The following is a 19,545-nucleotide window of genomic DNA, read 5'->3' as shown; positions in this document are numbered from 1 at the left end:
ACCTGTCGGCTGATCACAGGTCGGCCCCAATATCGTCACATCGTATCACCACACAGACCGTTCCCGTCCGCTCGTCGTCACGTTCCGTTCGCAGGCACACCGTCCGACAGTCACCGCCGGATCAACGACCCTCGACCTCGAAGCTCCGTCGAACGCTCCCGCTCGCCGCGATCAGATCAGGCTGTCGAGGTCGTCGTTCTGGAACAGTTTGTCGGTGTCCTCGCGCGCCTCCGCCTGTCGCTTGGCCTCCTCGCGCGCCTCCTTCGCGCGCTGCATGAACTCCTCCATGCGGGTGGAGCGCTCGACGCCGCCGAGCAGCACCAACGCGGCGAGGCGCTCGGAGTCGAGCGGGAAGTCGCCGCCCCGCACCTGCATCGACCCGGTCTCCTCCTCGACCCACTTGCGCGCCCGCTCGACGCCCTTCCTGGAGATGCGCTCCGGCTTCCCGGCGACGACCAGCAGCGCCGAGTCCGCCTTCGTCGCGTTCGGGAGGCTGGTCCCCGTGAGGAGCGCGTTGCGCGTGACGCTGGTGACGACGTTGATGTTCGTGTCCGGGTCGTCGTCCGCCTCCGCGCTCGCGTAGCCGAGCGCGGCGACGCCGCCCGACCGGAGCGTGTTGATCACCTCGGAGGTGTCGACGACCGACTCGCCGACCCCCTCGACGTTCTCCCCGGAGGCGAACAGCAGGCCGACCCGCCGGGCGATGGAGTCGTTGATGCTGTCGAACCCCTCCTCGAGGCTCTCGCCCGACGAGTGCCACGCGTCGTTGTCGATGAGGATCGTCGCGTCGGCCTCGCGGACGAGCGTCTTGAGCGACCGCCCGGCGTTCACCTGGTACATCGCTCCTTCGCCGCGGCCGGGCAGGATCCCGATGGCGTACACCGGCACGTCGTACACCTTGTTGAGTTCGCGTGCTAGGACCGGCGCCCCGCCGGACCCGGTGCCGCCCCCCAGCCCCGCGACGACGACGATCGCCTCGGCCTCGGCCGTGATCCGGCCGTCGAGCGCGGACATCACTTCGCCGGCGTCCGACTGCATCACGGCCGCGCCCAACTCGTTGTCGCCGCCGACGCCGTGCCCCTTCACGCGGTCCTGTCCCACGAGGACCGTGTCGATGTCGAGCGGCTGGAGGTCCGCCTTCGCGCTGTTGACGGCGAGCGCTCCCTTGACCGCGTCGAAGCCCATGTCGTGGTCGAACTCGACCAGCGAGGAGGTGACCTTGCCGCCGGCTTGGCCGACGCCGATGAGGACCGTCTTCATGCGTCTGCCCCTCGCGCACCACACCGCTTCAATGTTCGCACGGGCCCCGTCGGCGCTCCCGTCCGGGCGGCGCCGCCTCCGTCCGACGCGGAGGTTGAAGTACGGAGCCGGGGCCACCGACGGCGTGCCCCGCCCGAACCGCCGACGACCCGACGCGGCGACCGACGACAGCCGGCACGCGGAGCCGACCGCCTCGACCGCCCCGTCCGACCGCTCGCTCGACGCCCGGCTCGCGGCCGTCGAGCGCGCGATCGGCGACGACACCGGGGAGGCGACTCCGCCCCCGGAGACGACCGGAGCGCTCGCCCCGACGACATCGAGGCCCGCGTCGCCGACTTGGAGGACACCGTCGCCGACCTCGAGGCGGCGACGCAGGCGCTCCGCGGCTACGTCGGGTCGATCCGGTCGGTCAACGACCGAGTCGAGGCCACGGCCGACCGGGCACTCGCGGTCGCCAGCGAACAGTCGCCGGCGTCCGGCTCACCGGACTCGGCCGCGTCCGCCGCGGACGCCGAGCAGCCCGCCGGCCGCGCGGCGGCCGAGTCGGACCCGCCGCGGGCCGACCGCGACGACGACGACACGGGGCGGGGCCACGACCCGCGGGGGCCGCCGACCCGGGGACGGGCGGCCTCGCCCGACCGCGGCGACCGGGCGGACGCCGAGGCCGACGGGTCGGACGAGCGATCGGTCGCCGACGCGCTCCGCGACGTGCTGTGATCCGCGTCGTCCTCGCGGTCGCGGTGACGGCCGCGCTCCTCGCGGCGGCGCTTCCCGCGGCCGAGGACGCGCGGGTCGAGCGGACGCTGGCGGCTCTCGACCGGGAGCGGGCGAGCGTGGACCGCGCGGCCGCCGCGCTCGCGCGGGGCGAACCCGCCCGCGGAGCCGGCGTCGGCGCGCTCCCGACGGCCCGACGGGTGGTGGCGGTCACGCTCCCGGACCGGTCGCTCGCGTCCGCCGCGGTTCGGTCGCTCGCGCTGTGCCCGTCCCGCGGTGACGCGGGCTCGGCGACGCTCGTAGCCTCGGTCGAGGGCACGGCGACGGTTCGTGCCGACCTGTCCGCTCGGGTCGTCCTCCCGGCCGGCGGGGTCGTGTTGTCGACGCCGGGGACCCACCGACTCGTCCTCGAACCGGTCGTCCGAGCGGGCGACCGCCGCGTCGCCGTCAGCGCGGGCGCGGGCCGACCGGACGGGGAGGGCGGCGGAGGTTCAAGTAGCCGAACGCGGCCACCGGCCCCATGCGACTCCTCGACCGCCTCCGGGGACGGGGCGACGACGGCGAGCCCGACACGGACGACTGCTGCTGCCGGGTCGCGATCGACGACACGGCGGGCCCCGCCGCCCTGACCGACGAGACCGTCCTCCGCGTCGACGCGACCGACTGTCCCGGCGGCGACCTCGCCGGCGACCCCGCCTGCCGGGCCGCCGTCGTCGACGCGCTGGCGGCCCGCGCCGTCGACCTCGTCCGCGTCGAGGCAGGCGGGCGGCACCGCTTCTACGCCGACGACGCCGCGGCGTTGCTCTCGGCCGCCGGCCGGTTCGCCGACGCGGTCGCGGTCCGGGACGACGACCTCGCGGAACGCGCGCGCACCGACCCGCTCGGCGTCGCCCGCGAGGCGACGGGCAGAGCGGGACCGGTGTCGCGCACGGTGGCCGAGTGCGGCCTGGCGGCCGCGGCGGACGCGGCGGCCGCGGCGGCCGCGACGAGCGGGTACGACGGGGCGCTCGACCCGGGCGTCTCGCCGGCCGTCGCGCTCGGGCGCACCCGCCCCACTCCGCCCGCCGACGCGACGCTCGTGGACGCCGTCGACCTCGACACCGGTGCCCGGGCCACCCGCTACGACCGCGCGGACGGCTCGGGGCTGTACCACCTCCGCCCGCCGAGCCGCGACTTCTCGACGCGCGAGCGACGGGTCCTCCGCGGGGCGGAGCGGGCGCTCGCGGACGGGACCGTGCCGCCCGGGAGCCGAGCGCCGGCGCGGGCGGTTCGACGGGTCCTCGACGGCGAGGAGGTTCGATCCTCGACCGACCAGCGGGACGTCCGGATGCGGCCGCTCGCCGACACGCTCCGACGACACACCCGCGGGCTGGGGACGTTGGACCACCTGTTCGCGGACCCGCGTGTCACCGACGTCACCCTCGCCGCGCCGCCGACCGAGGGGCCGGTCAGGACGGTCGTCGACGGCGACCGGCTGGCGACGAACGTCCGGCTCTCGGCCGCGGACGTGGCCGCGCTGTCGGCACGCGTCCGCGCTCGCAGCGGGCGGTCGCTGTCGCGCGTCTCGCCGACCGCCGACGCCGCCCTCGACGACGTCCGCGTCGCGGCCGTGGCGCCGCCGGCGAGCGACGGCACGGCCTTCGCGTTCAGGCTCCGCGACGACGACCCGTGGACGCTCCCGCGACTGGTCGCGTGCGGCTCCGTCCCGGCACCCGTCGCCGGGCTGTTGTCGGTGGCCGTCGAGCGCGGGGCGGCGGTGCTGGTCGCCGGGCCGCGGGGCGCCGGCAAGACCTCGCTCCTCGGCGCGCTGTGTTTCGCAGTGCCGCCGGCGACCCGGACGGTCCTCGTCGAGGACACCCCCGAACTCCCGGCCGAGGCGCTCGCTGCCGCGGGTCGCGACGTCCAGCGGCTCCACGCGGGGAACGACGTCGGGGACGCGCTGACGCCGACGGCGGCCGTGCGGACGGCGCTCCGACTGGGCGAGGGTGCGCTGGTCGTGGGCGAGGTCCGCGGCGAGGAGGCGCAGGCGCTGTACGAGGCGATGGGGGTCGGCGCCGCCGCCGACACGGTGCTGGGGACGATCCACGGGACCGGCGGGGAGTCCGTGCGCGAACGGGTGGTGTCCGACCTCGGGGTCGCGCCCACGGCGTTCGCGACGACCGACCTCCTCGTGACGCTCGGCGAGGACCGCCGCGTCGCGTCGGTCGAGGAGGTTCGCGGTCCCGAACGCGACGACTTCGCCCCGCTGGCCGCCCGCGACGGCGCCGACGCCGCGGTGACACCGACGGTCGACCGCGGCGAGAGCCGTGTCCTCGCCGCGCTGGCGGGCCCCGAGGAGACGTACGCGGACGTCCGGACGGCCGCGACAGCCCGCGGCGAACGCCTCCGGGAACTCGCCGCGGCCGACCGGACGGGCGTCGACGCGGCCGCCGGCCGGGACGACGGATGACGCGCGGCCGTCGCCGAGCGGCCGCCCTCGCGGTCCTGCACGCGCTCGCGGACGCCTGTCCGGCCCCGCTCGCACCGACCGATGCCGACGCCGACGTCGATCCGGGGCTCGCCCGCGCGTGTCGGTTTCTCGACCCGGATCTCTCCGCCGACGCGGTCGCCGCGGCCGCCGTGTCGGCGGGCCTCCTCGGGGGTGCGGTCGGGGGTGTCGGCGGGCTCGGTATCTGTGCGCTCGCCACACCCGGGTCGGCGCCCCCTCGGTCCGGCCGTCGTCGCCGCGTCCGCGGCCGGGGCCCTCCTCGTCGGCTCCGCGGCGTCCGCGACGGTCCGTCGGACGCCGGTGGCGCTGGCGGCCCTCCTCCGGACGCGGGCCGTCGCCGACGCGCCGACGGTCGTGAGTTCGCTCGCGCTGTCGCTGCGCCTCGCGCCGGTCCCGGAGCGGGCGGTCCGGTTCGCCGCCGGCGTCGACGACCGGCCGCTGTTCCGGAGTCTCCGACGCCACGGCCAGCGGGCGAGCGTCGAGGGGGCGGCCGACGGCGGGCTCCGGTCGTTCGCCGACGAGTGGGCGGACCGAGCGACCGCGCTCGACCGGGCCGCCGCGCTCCTCGTCGAGGCCCTCGAGGCCGACACCGACGGCGACCGCGCGCGGCTCCTCGACCGGTCGGTCGCGACCGTCGAGACGGCCATCAGCGACCGCGCGGCCGCCTTCGCCGGGGAGCTCCGGGGGCCCGTCACCGGACTGTACGCGTTCGGGGTGTTGCTGCCGCTCGCGCTCGTCGGAACGCTCCCGGCCGCCGTCGCCGCGGGCGTCCCCGTGCCGCCGGCCGCGTTCGTCGCCGTGTACGACCTGCTGCTCCCGCTTGGACTGGTCGCGGCGAGCGTGTCGGTGCTCGGCCGGCGCCCGGTGTCGCTCCCGACGCCACGGGTGCCGGGGGCGCATCCCGGCGTCCCCGACCGGCGGGGACACGCCCTCGCCGGTGCGGCCGCCGCGGCGGCGGCCGGGTGGGCGCTCGCCCCCGTGCTGGTGGGCGCGTGGGGCCGCCCGATCCTCGCGGTCGGCGCCGGCGCCGGCACCGCGCTCGTCGTCCTCCTCCACCCGTACCGCGCGGTCCGCCGGCGCGTGCGACGACGCGACCGCGGACTCGGCGACGCCCTCGCCGTGCTCGGCAGGCGGGTCGCCGGCGGACAGCCGGTCGAGGCGGCGCTCCCCGCGGTCGCGGACCGGCTCTCGGGGCCGACCGGGGAGGCGTTCGCGGCGGCGGCCCGGCGGCGGCGCGCGCTCGGCACGTCGGTTCGGCGCGCGTTCGTCGGTCCCGACGGGCCGTTCGGGCCGCGTCGCTCCGTCGGGCCCGTCGCCGCGGCGGCCGTCGCGGCCGTCGGGGCGGCGGTGTCCGCGGGCGCTCCGGCGGGGAGGCGCTCGTCGGCCACGCCGAGCGGCTGGACGCGCTGGCGGCCAGCGAGCGGGAGGCGCGGCGCGAACTCGGGAGCGTCACGCGAACGCTCCGGGACACGGCGGCGTTGTTCGGCCCGCTGGTCGGCGGCGCGACGGTCGCGCTCGCCGGCCGGCTCGACGGCCTCACGGGACTGGGCGCGGCGGGAGCTCCGACGAGCGGAGCGGCGGCGGGCGGCGGGGCCGCCGCGGGCTCCACGACGGCGCTGTCCGTGTCGCTCGTGGGGCCCGCGGTCGGCCTGTACGTGCTGTCGCTGGCCGTCGTGTTGACCGCCCTCGCGACCGCGCTCGAGTACGGCCCGGATCTCGTCCGCACGGGCTACCGGGTCGGCATCGCGCTCCTGACGGCCACCGGCGCGTTCGTCGCCGGCCACCTCGTCGTCGCGGCGCTGGTCGGGTGACCCGACCCGAGCGTTCAAGTACGGAAACGGGACCACCCCGTCGCGTGTTCGACGCACCCCTCGAAGGCTGGTACGCGTGGCTCGGACTCGCCGTGGCGGCCGCGGCGTTCCTGGGCGTCGTCGCGTCGCTCCCGACCGCCCCGCCGCCGGACGCGGCCGACGTGGCCGCCACGGTCGAGACGGTCGCCGCGGCCGACCCGCCGGCCGCCGCGCGGTACCGACTCGGCGCCGACGCCGTCCGGATCACGACGGGGACGGTGGCGCTCCGATCGGACGGCGGGACGGCGACGGCCCGGCTCGCCGCCGCCGGCATTGTCCCGGTTCCGGCGGCGACCCCGCTGGCCGGCGTCGTGCTCGGCGACCCGCCCGGGCGGGCGTTCGACTCGCCCGACGCGTTCGCCGACGCGGTCGCGGACGCGAGGGCGACCGCCGGACGGGACGCGAACTGGACCGCCGGCCGGACCGTCCACGTCCGGCACGTCTCGTGGGGGGAGACGGATGTCACGCTCGTCCACGTCCCGTGAACGGCGCCGGGGGCAGGCCCAGCCCACCGTCGCGCTCGCGGCCGTCCTCGCGCTGTCGCTCGGGCTGTCGGCGTACGCCGTCGTGCTCGGCGGCGTTCCGGACGGGAGCGACCGCCCCCGGGCCGCCGCGACGCTCGACCGCGTCCACGACCGCGTGACCGTCGCCGGCGTCGTGTCCCCGGACCGACTGCTCGCGCTCGACGCGGCCGCCCTCCGCGACGCGGCGCGGGCGAACGTCACCGTATCGGCCGGGGGTGACCGCTGGACGGTCGGCCCGCCGCGACCGTCGGCCCCCGGCACCTCGGACCGCTCGCTATCGGGCGTCGCGCGCTCGGAGCGCCGCGTCGGCGTCGCGCTCGGCCCCGGACGGGTCCGCCCCGGACGACTCGCCGTGACGGTGTGGGGATGACCGGGTCGCTGCTGGACGTCTGTCTGGCGCTCCTGCTGGTGAGCGCCGCGGCGGTCACCGTCGTCGACGTCGACACCGGCGGCGGCCACACGGGGGTCGAGACGGACGACAGAGCCGGCGGGGCTGCGGACACCCTGCTCGCTACGACGGCGACGATCGGCTACAGCGTCGGCCCGAGCGACGACCCCTCGTCGCCCGAGGCGGAGCGGGTGGCACACGCGACGTTGGCGGAACACCTCGCGCGGGCCGCCGTCCGGTCGGCGACCGTCGAGGGCACCCGCCTCTCCTCGACGCCCGACGACTACCTGCGGGCCGTCCGCGGGCGCGTCGCCCGCACGCTCGGGCCGCGCACGTCGGTCCGCGTCCGGTGGCGGCCGCTCCGCGGCGTCGGCGTCGCGGGCGGGGTCCGCGTGGGCCCGCGTCCGCCGGCGGCGACGCCGATCAGTGCCACCCACGTGACGGTCCCGGTCGGCCGGGCACTCGACGGAGGCGGGACGCGAACCGCGGCGGCGACGACCGTCGAGGTGCTGTTCCCGCCCGAACGGATCGCGGCCGCGGCGCGGGGCGACACGCCCTCGACGGCCGCGGTCGTCGACCGGTACCGGCGTGCCGGCGAGAGCCTCGGCGTCGACGCGGTCACGCCGCTCGAACGCGGGGGTCCCGAGCGAGCGAACCGGGTGCTCGCCGACGCGCTCGCCGCGCGCACGACCGAAGCGCGCGGGTCGACCGCGGCCGCCGGGCGCGAGCACACGCCCCGTCGAGTGGTGATCGTCGTCCGGACGTGGGAGCCGTGAGCGGGCGCGACGCCGACCGCGGGCGCGTCCCCTTCGCGCTCGTCGGGGTCGTCCTCCTGTTGGGGAGCGTCGCGTACGCGAACACCCTCGCGCTCTCGGGGCCGGTCGTGGTGGACACGGCGGCCGAGGACGCGCTCGACCGCGCGGAGGCCGCCGGTCGCCCGGCCGTCCGGGCCGCCGCGACCGCCGCGGCGCGGACGGCGGCACGGAACCCGGTCACGGAGCCGGCGAACACGACGTACGGGCGCGCGCTGGACCCCGCAAGTCCGTTCCGCGACGCGCTCCGACTCCGGGTCGCGCTCGCCGTGGCGACGGCGGTCGAGCGGTCGACCGCGCGCGTCGGCGGGGTCACCGCCCGCGGCTCCACACCGGGCGTCGACTCGACGGCCGACGCCGCCGCCGCCATCGACAGCGTGCGGGTCGAACCGCTCGCCGACGGCACGGCGATGCGAGTGGTCGTCCGCGACGTCACCCTGACGGCCCGGCGCGACGGGGCGACCGTGGCCACGCGTCGCGTGAACTACAGCGTCGCCGTCGCGGTGCCAGTGCTGGCGATGCACGAGCGGACCGAGGCGTACGAGCGGCGGCTGAACAACTCGCCGTTCGAGGGACCGGGGCTCGGGCGGGCGCTGACGTGGCGGCTCTGGGCGATGGCGCAGGCGCGGGGCGCCGCCCAGTACGGCGGCGCGCCCGTGACCAACGTGCTCGCGAACCGGCACGTCGAACTGTCGACGAACGCCGCCGCGCTCCGGGCGCAGGCGGCCGCGTTCGGCCGAAGCGATCCGGCGGGCCGGGCGGCGCTCGTCCGGGCGACCGGCCGCGTCGCCGCACGCGACGTGCTCGTCCCCGCGATGGATCGCGGCCCCGCGTGGGCCGACCGCGTGCTGGGCGCGGCCGACCGCGCGACACGCGGGTCGTCGGCCCCGGAAGTCGGCGCCGGCGACCCGGCCGTCGGCGGGGCGAGGCCCCGCCGCTCCGCGTCGGGGTGAACCGCACCGCCGACGAGGCGTTCCTCGCGGTCCTCGACGGCGAGGCCGCGGTCGGCCTCGACGACGTCGTCGCCGGCGCCTACCGCGCGGAGGCGACGAGACGTGCGACCGTCCTCGGGCGGACCGCAACCGCGCTCCCGGAGCCTGACCCGCCCGGCCCGAACTGGACGTTCCGCTCGGCGTCGACGGAACGCGAGTACGCCGTCGTGGAGCGGTCGTCCGACCCGACGCCGGCGGCTCGCGCCGTCGCGGACGAGCGACGGACGGTCGCGGTCCGCCACCGCGTGACCAGACGGTGGGGCCGCGACGGCACCGTCCGCGAGACGACCGCCGTGCGGACGACTCGGTACCGCGTCCGCGTCGTCGTGGACGTGCGGTACGATCCGGCCGGCCTCCCGGGCCCGGGACGACCGACGGATCCGGTGTTCGTCCGCGGCGGCGCGGTCGACGGGCCGAACCTCGCCGACGTGCCTCGCGAGGCGCGGGGGACGCTCCTCTCCGACGGCGGCGCGGACCGCGCGGCGTTGGCGGCGGTCCGCGGGGGCGGCGGCGTCGAGCAGCGAACCGTGGCGGGGACGCCGCCCGAGGAGCTCCGCGACTGGATCCAGGCGGACCTCGCGGGGCTGCGCGACCGGGTCCGCGACGTCTCCGTGGCCGTGCCGCGCGACGCGGTCGCGGCGGGGACGGCGAACGCCCCGGCCCGGCTCGCGGCGACGCTCCGCGACCGGCGTGCCGCCCTCGTCGACGCGCCCGCCGCGTACGACGGCGCGGCCGACCGTGCGCGGGTCGCCGCCAGGGCCGCGTACCTCGACGCCGTGATCGCCACGCTGACGGCACGAGCCGACGCCGCGGGACGCCGCAACGACGCGTACCGCGACCGTGTCGGCGGCCTCCGGTCGGCGGCCGACGGCGGCCTCGACGACCTCGCGCGCATCGCCGCCCGCGGCACCGCCCCCGAGCCGTCGCCGGTCGGCGAGTGGCACGCCGGCGAGGTGACGTTCACGCCGCGGACGACGCCGGGGTACCTCCCCGTGGCCGCCGTCGACGCCACACACGTCGACAGCGTCGAGCCGGGGACGAGCGGCCACCCGCTGGTCGCGCGCAACACGAACCTGTTCGCGCTGCCGACCGGCGACGCCGCCGACACCGTCACCGACGCCGTGCTCCCGACCCGCCGGACGGCGTCGCTCGCGCGAGCGGGTCGGGTCCTCGTCGCGGGCGACGACGCGACCGGATCGCGGGCCGCGACGGAGGGGACCGCGCCACCCTGCGACGCCGCGTCGCCGCGGCGTTCCCGACGGTCGAGGCCCGCGCGGCGACGGTGCTCGTCGAGGAGACGACCCTCTCACGGCGGGAGCGCGTCGCGGCCGTCGATCGGGCCTCGGCACGGTGGGCCACTCCCGGCCGTCGGGTCCGTGCGGCGGTGAACGGCTCGTACGCGACCGCTCTCGGCCGCGAAGCCGCCGCCGCGGGCGACCTCTCGCCCGCCGACCGCGACCGCCTCGCGACCCGGCTCCGCGTCGAGGTGGCGGCGGCGGCCACCGACGCGAGCGTGGCCGTCCCCGAGGGGTCCGGGCCGGCGCCGTCGACGAGACGCGCGAACGGCGGCGCGCCGCACTCCGCCGCACGGCGACGACGGCCGCCGAGAACGCTACCCAGCGGCTGTACCGCAAGTACGCGGGCGGGAAGCTCCCGCCCGTGCTCGCTGGGCTGCCGGTCGCGCCGGTCCCGGGCTACTGGTACGCCACCGCGAACGTGTGGGACGTGGAAGTGGCGGGCGCGTACCCCCGGTTCACGCTCTCGGCGCCCGCGCCGGGACCGGACGGCGCCGACGGCCGGATCCGGTACGTCCGCGACGGGTCGCCCGTCACGCTCGACGTCGACGGCGACGGGACCGCCGACCGCCTCGGACGGAACGAACGCGTCGCCTTCCGGACGTGGACCGTCGTGGTCGCCGTCGTGCCGGCCGGCCCGGCCGGCGTCGGCGACGTGAACGGCGATGCCGACGAGCGCTCGCCCGGCTGGCCGTGTCCGTGGGCCGTCGCCGCCGACCGGCCGCCCGACTCCCGGGCGAACTGCCCCGCGACGGCGCCGGAGTGACAACGGTTTTGCCGGCGCGGGGACCAGAGGTCGGTATGCTCTACGACGCCCTCGACGACACGGCCGGGGCGACCGCAGGCGACCTGTTGTCCGCGTACGCGCGGGAACTGTCGGCGGCCCTCGAGGGCGCCGACGCGGCCGCCGTCGCCGACGACACCGGCGTCGACGAGGCGACCGTCGCGGCGATGGCGAGCGGCGACCCCGACGCGGTCGCGGCCGTCCGGTTGGAGGACGCGGCGGCGGTCCTCGAACGCTCGGCGGGGGTCCCCGCCCACGACATCGACTACGAGGTCCGCGACCACCTGATGATGGGGATGATGACGGCGATCCTCGACGTCGACACGATCGCCGCCGAGATCGACGCCGACCTCACCGGGCAGGAGGTCCAGCAGGCGCTGGAGGGCCGCACCCGGCTCACGCTCGGCGAGCTCGCGGAGATGCAGGCGCTGATCGTCGACCGGAGCCCCTGACCCATGCACGTCACCGTCGTCGGCTGTGGCTACGTCGGCCTCGAACTCGCCCGCCAACTCGTGGAGCGCGACCACGAGGTCGTCGGGGTGCGACGCTCCGAGTCGGGGCTCGACGCCGTCGCCGGGACGGGCGCGACGGCGGTCGCCGCCGACGCGACCGACCCCGACTCGCTGGCGGCGCTCCCGGACACCGACGCGGTGGTGTTCGCCGCCAGCTCCGGCGGCCGCGGCGCCGCGGCGGCGCGCGCCGTCTACGTCGACGGGTTAGCGAACGTCGTTCGCGAGTACGCCGAGCGTACCGCGACGCCCGACCGGCTGGTGTACACCTCCAGCACCGGCGTCTACGGCGACCACGGCGGGGACTGGGTCGACGAATCGACGCCGCTCGAGCCGACGACCGACAAGACGCGCGTGCTCGCCGAGGCCGAGCGCGTAGCCCTCGCGGACGCGGACGCCGCCGGCATCGACGGCACCGTGGCGCGCTTCGCCGGCCTGTACGGTCCCGACCGGTACCGGCTCGAACGGTACATCGAGGGGCCGGTCACCGAGGGCTACCTGAACATGGTCCACCGGGACGACGCGGCGGGAGCGGTCCGCCACCTGTTGGTCGAGGACCTCGCGCGCGGCGAGCCCGTGCTCGTCGTCGACGACGAGCCGGCGGACAAGTGGGCGTTCGCCGACTGGCTCGCCGACGAGTGCGGGGTCGACCGCCCCGAGAAACGCACGACGGAGGAGCGCATCGCGGCCGGCGACCTCTCCGAGCCCGCCGAGCGCCGGGTCCGCACGAGCAAGCGCTGTTCGAACGCGTACCTCCGGGAACTGGGCTACGGCTTCCGGTTCCCGACGTACCGCGAGGGGTACCGTGACGCTATCGAGGGCTTTCTCGCCGGGTAAGGGAGTAGTACCTTCATATGTGGGGGCCGTATAGCGCCGTTATGGCACAGGTGAGCACGCGGGCCTTCCAGCAGAGCTGGGAGCTGGTGGCGGCGAACCCCCGGCTCGTCGTGGCGGTCGCCGGGGGCGCGCTCGCGCTGGTCGCCGCGCTCGCGCTGTACCGCCGGCTCCGCCGCACGCCCGGCGAGCGCTTCCGTGCGCTCCTCGCCGGGCGCGAGACGGTCAGCGTGCTCCTCCACCCGAACCCCGACGCCGACGCGATGGCCGCCGGCATCGCCATCGCCGAACTCGCCGACAGCGTCGACACGGAGGCGACCATCCAGTACCCCGGCCAGGTGCGCAGACAGGAGAACCGCGCGTTCCGAACCGTCCTCGACGTGGAACTCGACCGGATCGAACACGTCTCCGACCTCACGAGCGAGGCCGTCGTCCTCGTCGACCACAACGTCGCGCGCGGGTTCGCGGGCGCCGACGGCGTCCTCCCGTTCGCGGTCGTCGACCACCACCCCGGCGAGGGGAGCGGGGAGGCGTACACCGACGTCCGAACCGACTACGGCGCCGCCGCCAGCATCCTCGCGGAGTACTTCCGCGACACCGGCGCGACGCCCATCCCGCCGGACGCCCACGAGACGGAGGTCACCGGCGCGAGCCTGTCGACCCGGACGGCGACCGGGCTCCTCTACGGGATCATCTCCGACACCAACCGCCTGACCCGCGGCGCCTCCGCCGCGGACTTCTCGGCGGCCGCGTACCTCCAGCCCGGCGTCGACGAGGACAAACTGGAGCGCATCGCCGACCCCGCGGTCAGCACGGAGGCGCTCGACGTGAAGGCGCGCGCCATCGCCGGCCGGGAGGTGCGGGGCTCGTTCGCCGTCAGCGACGTCGGCCGCGTGTCGAACGTCGACGCCATCCCGCAGGCGGCCGACGAACTCGTCGGGCTGGAGGGCGTCACGGCGGTGGTCGTCCTCGGCGAGAAGGAGGGGACCGTCCACCTGTCGGGGCGCTCGCGCGACGACCGCGTCCACATGGGGCGCGCGCTCGAGGGCGCCGTCGGCGACGTGCAGAGCGCCTCCGCGGGCGGCCACGCCCGCATGGGCGGCGGCCAGATCGGCCCGCAGGTGACCGCCGACGGCAGCGAGGAGGTGCCGGTGCTCGGCCGCGAGGCGCTCATCGACCGCCTGTTCGACGCGATGGACGGCGAGCGCTGACCGCCGGATCCGCCCGCGCCGCCGCCGAGCGACAGCCCTTTTCCCGCCCGCCGTGCTCGCTTCGTCATGGCAACTTCGAGCGGGACGTGGGGGTACCGCGACCGCTTCGGCGACCGCTTCGGTCGCACCTACTTCCGCCGGTTCGGCCCCGGCGTCGTCTCCAGCGTCGGCGCCGGCACCTACCTCGGCGACCCGACGGACGCCGTCGACGACCGCTACCGGGCGGCCCTCGCCGCCGCCCTCGCGAACGGGATCAACCTCGTCGACGCGGCGAGCAACTACCGCTGCGGCCGCTCGGAGCGCGTCGTCGGCGCGGCGCTCGACGAGTCGGGCGTCGACCGCGAATCGGTCGTCCTCGCCAGCAAGGCCGGCTTCCTCCCGTTCGACGGCGAGCGCCCCGCCGACCCCTCGCGGTACGTCCGCGAGACGTTCCTCGACACCGGCCTCGTCGACGCCGCCGACCTCGCGCACGGCAGCCACTGCATCGCCCCCGACTTCCTCGACGCGATGCTCGACCGATCGCTGGCGGCGGTCGGCGTCGACCGCCTCGACTGCTACTACGTCCACAACCCCGAGACCCAGTTGGCCGTCCGCGACCGCGAGGCCGTGTACGACCGGCTGGAGGCCGCCTTCGAGACGCTGGAGCGGCGCCGCGCCGCGGGGGCGTCGGCGCCTACGGCGTCGCGACGTGGGAGGCGTTCCGCGTGCCGCGCGACCACGACGCCCACCTCGATCTGGCGGCGGTGCTCGCCCGCGCCGAGGCGGCCGCCGAGACGGTCCGGGACGACCCCGCCGACCACGGCCTCCGGGCGGTCCAACTCCCGTTCAACGTCCGGATGGCCGACGCGTTCACCGTGGCCGCACACGACGCCGACGCCCCCGACGGCCCGGTGAGCGCGCTGGAGTTCTGCCACCGGGAGGGACTGTCGGTGTTCGCCTCGGCCAGCATCGGACAGGGCGACCTCGCCGTCGAGGGCGCGATCCCGGCCGAAGTCGCCGCGGAACTCGCCGGCGACACCCCCGCCCAGCGGGCGCTCAACTTCGCGCGGTCGGCGCCGGCGGTCACCGCGGCGCTGGTCGGCTGCGGCCGGGTCGAGCACGTCCGCGAGAACGTCGCCGCGGGGACGTTCGACCCGCTGGGCGCGTCGGCGTTCGACGCGGTGTTCGAGTAGGGCGAGTCACCTGAACGCGAGCGTCGCGAACATCGCCGCCTCGCCGAGCAGGATGGCGCCGGTGACGACGCCGACGGCGAGCGCGCCGTCGACCGACCCGGCGGTACGGAGCAGCGCCCCCACCGGCACCGGCAGCGTCGCGAGCAGGAGAATGCCCGCCGACAGCGTCGCCATCGACCGGGAGCGGTAGCGATAGGCGGCCCGCGCGGCCTGTCCGGCGACCGTCGCCGACAGCGCGACCACGACGCCGGCGGCCGAGAGCACCGCCACGCTCGACTCGTAGCGGGCGGCGAGGGCGACCGTGGCGACCGCCGCCGCCAGCGCGAGCGCGACGACGACGGCGTCCCGGGCGGCGACCGCCTCCCGCCAGCGGTGGCCCTCCGTCCTCGGGTCGCCGTACATGGCGACGAGGAGCGCGAGCAACCCCGCCGTCTGCAACACCGGCGGGGCGGCGTCGCGCGCGACCGCGGGGACCGTCCCGACGACGAACACCCGGAACGGGAGGGGCGCGACGGCGACGAGGACGAGTCCGACGACGAACGCCCGCAGCGACGGGTCGCCCCGACGCCGGTAGCGGACGACGGCGAGCGTCGCGGTCGCGACGCCCAGCAGCACCGAGAGGGCGACCGCCGCGACGAACACGCCGACGAACGGCTCCGGCACCGTGGCGGCGGCGTCGGCCTGTGCGGGCGGGGCGAGCGGAACGGCGGCCGCGGCGGCGGCCTGTGGGGGTGCGACGGTGATCATGGTCCGTTGAGTCGTTCGAACAGCCGGTTCAGTCGGTCGACCGCGTCGTCCTCCACGGGATGGCGGTCGACGCTGACGGTGAAGCCGTCGGCGTCGAGGTCGACGGTGACGCGGTCGAGGCGGGCGCGGTACGTGCTGAAGTGGTGGCCGTCGGGGTCGATCTCGCGACTCTCGGCCACGAGGTCCAACGCCACCAGCCGCTGGGCGCGTCGGTACACCGTCGAGCGCGAGCCGTCGATCCGGTCGACGAGCTCGTCGGCCGACAGCGGCTCGCGGGCGGTGTGGGCGAGGATCGCCCTGGCGTGGGGGTCGTCGAGGACGGCCGCGACCGACGCCAACTCGTCGGTCGCGTCGTCCGCGACCTCGCCGGTGTCACCCTCCTCGCGCATCTGTCGGGGTCTCTCGGTCGTGGGCCATCAGTCCGCCGGCTTCGTGCGACACCGGTTCCCCCCGGTCAGAGGTCCCGCCCCCGGAAGCGGAGGTAGCCGACGACGACGGGGAGCGCGGCCCAAGCGCACAGGACGAGCGCGGCCGCCGCGTCCGACAGGTACCACGGGACGGGGTCGCCGCCGAGTTGAGTCGACAGCGGCGCCGCGCTCGCCGCGGGCGGGCGGACCGCGAACACCGAGGCGGTCGCGCCGGTGTCGAGCGCCGCCCGCATCAACGTCTGGTACGCGCCGACCGGGGAGAGCCGTTCGAGCAGCAGGTACCACGCGGGCACCACCGCTCCCGGGAGGGTTCCGGTCGCGGCGTAGTGGACGCCCGCGACGACGGGCTGCCAGAACAGCACCAACAGCAGGTACGAGCCCACCGCGAACGCGAGCGCGCGGCCCCGGGTGGCGACGCCCGCGGAGACGCCGACCGCGAGGCCCGCGAACGCGACCCCGAGGCCGACGGTCGCGAGCGCGAACGCCGCGTAGCGTCCCGCCGGGACGCCGCCGTACAGGAGGCCGGCGACGACGCCCGACGCCGCGAACGCGACGAGGACGGCCAGCGCGACGGTCGCCGTCCGCGCCGCCAGCTTCCCCGCGACCACGGCCGCTCGCGACACCGGGAAGCCGAGGAGCAGCTTGAGGCTGCCCGAGCGACGTTCGCCCACCACGGCCACGTAGCCGACCACGATCGACGCCAGCGGGACGAGCAACACCGCCGGGAGCGACAGCGTTCCGACGGCGTCGACCGCCGTCGCGCCTTCGACGCCCAGCAGCGCGACCAGCGAGGTCCCGAGTACGGACAGGACGGTGAGGACGCCCGTGAGCCACCACACCATCCGCGACCGGACGGCGGTCCGGAGGTCGACGCGGGCGACGCCGCGGACGCTCATTCGCCCTCCCCCGTCGCGGTCGTCGCGTAGGGTCCGGCCCCGGCGGGCGCCGCTGCGGGCGCGGGATCGTCGGCTTCGTCGGTGCGCCCGGACTCGCCGACCGACGCGGCGAACAGGTCCTCCAGCGACGCCGGCTCGACGTCGACGTCGCGGACACGGCAGTCCCCGTCGAAGACGGCGCGGAGCGCGCGGACCTTCGCGTCGGCGCTCGTGCAGCGACACACGACCCGGTCGCCGTCGACGGCGACGCTCGCGACGCCCTCCAGCGCCCGGAGCGGAGCGAGGTCGGGGAGCGGGTCGGCCGCGACCGACAACGTGGCGAGCGCGCCGTACCGCTCGCGGAGCCCCGCGACGGTGTCGAGGGCGACGAGTCGGCCGTCGTCCACGATGGCGACCCGGTCGCAGGTGGCCTCCACCTGCGCGAGGTCGTGGCTGGAGAAGAACACGGTCGTCCCCCGGTCGGCCTCCGCGGCGACGATCCGCCGGAGGGCCGCGATCCCGGTCGGGTCGAGCCCCGAGGAGGGCTCGTCGAACACCAGCACGTCGGGGTCGCCCACGAGCGCCATCCCGAGCGCGAGCCGTTGGGCCATCCCCTTCGAGAAGCCGCCCGCACGCCGGTCGGCGGCGTCGGCGAGGCCGACCCGCGAGAGGACCGCCTCGGGGTCGTCGTCCCCTCCTCGGAACGACGCCGCCATCGCCACGTGTTCGCGGGCCGTCAGCCGGTCGTACAGCGCGTACCCGTCGGGGAGGACGCCGACGGCCTCCCGAACCGCGCGCGACTCGGTCGCCGCGTCCCGCCCGAGAACCGTGATCGTCCCGGCGGTGGGCCGGACGTAGCCGAGCAGCGCGTCGATCGTCGTCGACTTCCCGGCGCCGTTCGGGCCGAGGAAGCCGAACACCTCGCCCGGCGCGACCGACAGCGACAGTCCGTCGACGGCGAATGTGTCGCCGTACTCCTTGCGGAGCGAGTCGATGGTGATGGCTGACATCGACCGTCCCTTCCGCCCGGGGGGGTCGTAGCGGCGGCCGACGGTCGCTGACGGAGACAGCGACACCAACAGTTAAATACGAGAAACGAGCGCCGACGCGCCCGCCCGGCGGAACCGGGGAGGGCGACCGTGCGGGCGGGGGGGAAGGGCTGGGAGGGGTGCGGGGGTCGGGTCGGGTACTCAGCGCAGTTCTTTCCACTCGCGGCCGCAGTCGGGACACCGTCTGAGCGAGTACACCTCGTCCGGCGGGTTCTCCTTCGCCAGCGACTTGCCGCAGTCCGCACACAGCAGCCGTTCGTAGTTGTCCTTCTCCAACTCGCCCTCCCGGAGTCCCTTCCGTGTCGACTTCACGCCTCGGCGTTGTCGCGTGGGGCACAAAAACACGGCGTTGCCTGCGACCGACGCACACGGCGCCGGCGAGTCGGAAGGCTTGACCCCGGTCGCTCGAACCGGACACCGTGTCCAGGCGCCGGCTGTTCGGAACACTGTGTGCGAGCGTCTTCCTCGTCAACATGGCGCGGGTCGTGTTCGCGCCGCTGCTGTCGGAGTTCATCGACACCTTCGGCATCGGCGAGGCGACCGCGGGCCTGCTCGTCACGCTCGTGTGGGTCGGGAGCGCGGCGCCCCGGCTCCCGGTCGGCTGGCTCCTCACGCGGGTGCCCCGCCACTACGTCGTCCTCGCCGCGGGGGCCGTCCTCACGCTGGCGTCGACGTTCGCGAGCCTCGCGCCCGGCATCGACGTGCTGATGGTCGCCGCCGTGGGGATGGGGCTCGCCTCCGGCGTCTACTTCATCGCCGGCAACCCCCTCGTCTCGGAGCTGTTCCCCGAGACGGTCGGCCGCGTCATGGGGATCCACGGCACCGCGAGCCAGCTGGCCGCCGTCGCGGCCGCCCCGTTCGTCACCGTCGCGCTGGGGCTCGGCATCGCGGCCGTCGAGGGGTGGCGGGCGGTGTTCGCGATCATCGCGGTGGCCGCCGCCATCGTCACGGCGGTGCTGTTCGTCACCGCCCGGGGCGCGGACCTCCCGGAGGCCGGCGCCGACGACCGCGACCTGCTCGGCGCCGCCCGGACCGAGTGGCGCACCGTGCTCACGGGCGTTCTGATCCTCGGTGTCGCCGGCTTCGTCTGGCAGGGCGTGTTCAACTTCTACGAGCTGTACATGCTCGACAAGGGGCTGGCGCCGGCCGTCGCCCGCAACGCCCTCACCGTGGTGTTCGCGGCCGGCGTCCCCGCGTTCCTCGTCTCCGGGCGCCTCGCCGACCGCCTCCCGCACGTGCCGTACCTGCTGGGGGTGCTCGGGGCGTTCATCGCGTGCCTGTTCGCGCTCGTCACGACCACCGGGCTGGTCCCCCTGCTCGCCGTGTCGGCGCTGACGGGCTACGTGATCCACTCGCTGTTCCCCGCGATGGACACGTACCTGCTCGACACGCTCCCGGACGCGACCCGCGGCTCGGCGTACGCCGTCTACTCGGCGTCGATGATGATCGTGCAGGCCGCCGGGTCCTCGGTCGTCGGCGCGCTCCGGGGCGCCGGGTTCGCCTACGACGTCGTGTTCGGGACCGCCGCGGCCGGGTTGGTCGTCCTCCTCGTCGGCCTCCTCGCGGCACAGCGTGCGTCGTGGCTCCCGGAGTGAGGGAGGGCCGCGACACCA

19 protein-coding genes and 2 pseudogenes are annotated in these 19,545 nt (G+C 76.5%); 15 read left to right on the top strand and 6 right to left on the bottom strand.

The genetic code is table 11. The features are described from left to right. Nucleotides 1-171: 171 nt before the first annotated feature. Complete coding sequence (locus P0R35_RS06350) at nt 172-1,260, bottom strand: tubulin/FtsZ family protein (RefSeq protein ID WP_284014358.1); 1,089 nt, start codon at nt 1,258-1,260, stop codon at nt 172-174. A gap of 336 nt (nt 1,261-1,596) precedes the next feature. Between P0R35_RS06350 and P0R35_RS06345 the strand changes: the two genes are divergently transcribed. The 14 genes and pseudogenes from P0R35_RS06345 (at nt 1,597) to P0R35_RS06280 (ending at nt 14,833) form a co-directional block, all read left to right on the top strand. Beyond that, entirely contained in the window at nt 1,597-1,977 is a 381-nt protein-coding gene (locus tag P0R35_RS06345; RefSeq protein ID WP_284014357.1) for a DUF7310 family coiled-coil domain-containing protein, read from the top strand. Beyond that, nucleotides 1,974-2,603 (top strand): DUF7311 family protein, encoded by a 630-nt coding sequence (locus P0R35_RS16615; RefSeq protein WP_432765040.1) that lies wholly within the window; start codon nt 1,974-1,976, stop codon nt 2,601-2,603. The genes P0R35_RS06345 and P0R35_RS16615 overlap by 4 nt, the downstream gene beginning before the upstream one ends. Further along, the gene (locus P0R35_RS06340; protein ID WP_284014356.1) at nt 2,495-4,423 is read left to right on the top strand and encodes an ATPase, T2SS/T4P/T4SS family; all 1,929 of its coding nucleotides are present in this window, start codon (nt 2,495-2,497) and stop codon (nt 4,421-4,423) included. Before P0R35_RS16615 ends, P0R35_RS06340 begins: the two co-directional genes overlap by 109 nt. A 339-nt stretch (nt 4,424-4,762) precedes the next feature. After that, nucleotides 4,763-6,142 (top strand): hypothetical protein, encoded by a 1,380-nt coding sequence (locus tag P0R35_RS06335; protein WP_284014355.1) that lies wholly within the window; start codon nt 4,763-4,765, stop codon nt 6,140-6,142. Then, nucleotides 6,085-6,273 (top strand): hypothetical protein, encoded by a 189-nt coding sequence (locus P0R35_RS06330; protein ID WP_284014354.1) that lies wholly within the window; start codon nt 6,085-6,087, stop codon nt 6,271-6,273. The genes P0R35_RS06335 and P0R35_RS06330 overlap by 58 nt, the downstream gene beginning before the upstream one ends. A gap of 44 nt (nt 6,274-6,317) precedes the next feature. Beyond that, nucleotides 6,318-6,797, top strand: a complete 480-nt coding sequence (locus P0R35_RS06325) for a DUF7283 family protein (RefSeq protein WP_284014353.1) — start codon at nt 6,318-6,320, stop codon at nt 6,795-6,797. Then, the gene (locus tag P0R35_RS06320; RefSeq protein WP_284014352.1) at nt 6,772-7,206 is read left to right on the top strand and encodes a DUF7285 family protein; all 435 of its coding nucleotides are present in this window, start codon (nt 6,772-6,774) and stop codon (nt 7,204-7,206) included. The genes P0R35_RS06325 and P0R35_RS06320 overlap by 26 nt, the downstream gene beginning before the upstream one ends. Next, a complete protein-coding gene (locus P0R35_RS06315; protein ID WP_432765044.1) occupies nt 7,203-8,000 on the top strand; it encodes a DUF7284 family protein in 798 nt (265 codons plus the stop codon). The genes P0R35_RS06320 and P0R35_RS06315 overlap by 4 nt, the downstream gene beginning before the upstream one ends. Next, the gene (locus P0R35_RS06310; protein ID WP_284014350.1) at nt 7,997-8,989 is read left to right on the top strand and encodes a DUF7286 family protein; all 993 of its coding nucleotides are present in this window, start codon (nt 7,997-7,999) and stop codon (nt 8,987-8,989) included. Before P0R35_RS06315 ends, P0R35_RS06310 begins: the two co-directional genes overlap by 4 nt. Continuing rightward, nucleotides 8,986-11,089 (top strand): annotated as a pseudogene (locus P0R35_RS06305) (DUF7286 family protein). Before P0R35_RS06310 ends, P0R35_RS06305 begins: the two are co-directional and overlap by 4 nt. A gap of 35 nt (nt 11,090-11,124) precedes the next feature. Continuing rightward, on the top strand, nt 11,125-11,559 hold the full coding sequence (locus P0R35_RS06295; RefSeq protein WP_284014347.1) for a DUF5791 family protein: 435 nt from the start codon (nt 11,125-11,127) through the stop codon (nt 11,557-11,559). A 3-nt stretch (nt 11,560-11,562) separates the two neighbouring features. Next, nucleotides 11,563-12,453, top strand: coding sequence for an NAD(P)H-binding protein (locus P0R35_RS06290; protein WP_284014346.1), 891 nt, complete (start codon nt 11,563-11,565; stop codon nt 12,451-12,453). 41 nt (nt 12,454-12,494) lie between these two features. Next, complete coding sequence (locus P0R35_RS06285) at nt 12,495-13,661, top strand: DHH family phosphoesterase (protein ID WP_284014345.1); 1,167 nt, start codon at nt 12,495-12,497, stop codon at nt 13,659-13,661. A 66-nt stretch (nt 13,662-13,727) separates the two neighbouring features. Next, nucleotides 13,728-14,833, top strand: a pseudogene (locus P0R35_RS06280) (aldo/keto reductase). A gap of 6 nt (nt 14,834-14,839) precedes the next feature. Here the strand turns inward: P0R35_RS06280 and P0R35_RS06275 are convergent. The 5 genes from P0R35_RS06275 to P0R35_RS06255 all read right to left on the bottom strand — a co-directional run bounded on the left by P0R35_RS06275 (nt 14,840) and on the right by P0R35_RS06255 (nt 18,244). Continuing rightward, nucleotides 14,840-15,580 carry a hypothetical protein gene (locus P0R35_RS06275; RefSeq protein ID WP_284014344.1) on the bottom strand — a complete coding sequence of 247 codons (741 nt, stop codon included), beginning with the start codon at nt 15,578-15,580 and terminating at the stop codon, nt 14,840-14,842. Beyond that, a complete protein-coding gene (locus P0R35_RS06270) occupies nt 15,577-15,969 on the bottom strand; it encodes an ArsR/SmtB family transcription factor (RefSeq protein ID WP_284014343.1) in 393 nt (130 codons plus the stop codon). Before P0R35_RS06270 ends, P0R35_RS06275 begins: the two co-directional genes overlap by 4 nt. Before the next feature lie 65 nt (nt 15,970-16,034). Next, the gene (locus P0R35_RS06265; RefSeq protein ID WP_284014342.1) at nt 16,035-16,904 is read right to left on the bottom strand and encodes an ABC transporter permease; all 870 of its coding nucleotides are present in this window, start codon (nt 16,902-16,904) and stop codon (nt 16,035-16,037) included. After that, a complete protein-coding gene (locus P0R35_RS06260; protein ID WP_284014341.1) occupies nt 16,901-17,893 on the bottom strand; it encodes an ABC transporter ATP-binding protein in 993 nt (330 codons plus the stop codon). The genes P0R35_RS06265 and P0R35_RS06260 overlap by 4 nt, the downstream gene beginning before the upstream one ends. Before the next feature lie 180 nt (nt 17,894-18,073). After that, nucleotides 18,074-18,244 (bottom strand): HVO_0758 family zinc finger protein, encoded by a 171-nt coding sequence (locus P0R35_RS06255; RefSeq protein ID WP_284014340.1) that lies wholly within the window; start codon nt 18,242-18,244, stop codon nt 18,074-18,076. A 161-nt stretch (nt 18,245-18,405) separates the two neighbouring features. Here P0R35_RS06255 and P0R35_RS06250 point away from each other — a divergent pair, with 161 nt between their 5' ends. Beyond that, nucleotides 18,406-19,527 (top strand): MFS transporter, encoded by a 1,122-nt coding sequence (locus P0R35_RS06250; protein ID WP_284014574.1) that lies wholly within the window; start codon nt 18,406-18,408, stop codon nt 19,525-19,527. Nucleotides 19,528-19,545 lie beyond the last annotated feature (18 nt).

This window comes from Halobaculum litoreum (genome assembly GCF_030127125.1).
In the GTDB taxonomy this organism is placed as follows: Archaea; Halobacteriota; Halobacteria; order Halobacteriales; family Haloferacaceae; genus Halobaculum; species Halobaculum litoreum.
The sequence above is the reverse complement of the archived record's forward strand: the minus strand, read 5'-3'. Positions and strand labels throughout refer to the sequence as shown.

Excerpts from the sequence above, each read along its gene's own strand:
- P0R35_RS06315 (WP_432765044.1), top strand. The coding sequence starts at position 7,203 with ATGACCGGGTCGCTGCTGGACGTCTGTCTGGCGCTCCTGCTGGTGAGC.
- P0R35_RS06340 (WP_284014356.1), top strand. The coding sequence starts at position 2,495 with ATGCGACTCCTCGACCGCCTCCGGGGACGGGGCGACGACGGCGAGCCC.
- P0R35_RS06320 (WP_284014352.1), top strand. The coding sequence starts at position 6,772 with ATGTCACGCTCGTCCACGTCCCGTGAACGGCGCCGGGGGCAGGCCCAG.
- P0R35_RS06260 (WP_284014341.1), bottom strand. The coding sequence starts at position 17,893 with ATGTCAGCCATCACCATCGACTCGCTCCGCAAGGAGTACGGCGACACA.
- P0R35_RS06250 (WP_284014574.1), top strand. The coding sequence starts at position 18,406 with ATGGCGCGGGTCGTGTTCGCGCCGCTGCTGTCGGAGTTCATCGACACC.
- P0R35_RS06265 (WP_284014342.1), bottom strand. The coding sequence starts at position 16,904 with ATGAGCGTCCGCGGCGTCGCCCGCGTCGACCTCCGGACCGCCGTCCGG.
- P0R35_RS06295 (WP_284014347.1), top strand. The coding sequence starts at position 11,125 with ATGCTCTACGACGCCCTCGACGACACGGCCGGGGCGACCGCAGGCGAC.
- P0R35_RS06285 (WP_284014345.1), top strand. The coding sequence starts at position 12,495 with ATGGCACAGGTGAGCACGCGGGCCTTCCAGCAGAGCTGGGAGCTGGTG.
- P0R35_RS06275 (WP_284014344.1), bottom strand. The coding sequence starts at position 15,580 with ATGATCACCGTCGCACCCCCACAGGCCGCCGCCGCGGCCGCCGTTCCG.
- P0R35_RS06270 (WP_284014343.1), bottom strand. The coding sequence starts at position 15,969 with ATGCGCGAGGAGGGTGACACCGGCGAGGTCGCGGACGACGCGACCGAC.
- P0R35_RS06350 (WP_284014358.1), bottom strand. The coding sequence starts at position 1,260 with ATGAAGACGGTCCTCATCGGCGTCGGCCAAGCCGGCGGCAAGGTCACC.
- P0R35_RS06290 (WP_284014346.1), top strand. The coding sequence starts at position 11,563 with ATGCACGTCACCGTCGTCGGCTGTGGCTACGTCGGCCTCGAACTCGCC.